The sequence below is a fragment of the Halioglobus sp. HI00S01 genome (assembly GCF_001635445.1).
GTDB lineage: Bacteria > Pseudomonadota > Gammaproteobacteria > Pseudomonadales > Halieaceae > Halioglobus > Halioglobus japonicus.
On the sequence record NZ_LWEE01000122.1, the window covers coordinates 1 to 225 of the forward strand.

At 60.4% G+C, this 225-nt stretch carries 1 pseudogene; it reads right to left on the reverse strand.

Annotation, left to right across the window (positions count from 1 at the left end):
• Positions 1–225 (reverse strand): annotated as a pseudogene (locus A3709_RS14895) (sugar phosphate isomerase/epimerase); the annotation flags it as partial.

Genomic DNA, 225 nt, shown 5'->3' on the forward strand with positions numbered 1-225 from the left:
GCACCTGAGAAGGTCGCATGGGCATTGATTCCGAGATTCGCGCTGGCTTTGGCGGCAAGGCGCAATTGCTGTACGGCCCACTCCTGACGCGCACTGGCGTTGCCGCGCACGGCTTCAGGGGCAAAGCCATCGAACAACTCATCGTAGGCCGGGTGAACCGCCACCAACTGTCCCTGCAGGTGCGTGGACAATTCGGTGATCTCGACGCCGTTTTCACGGCAAATA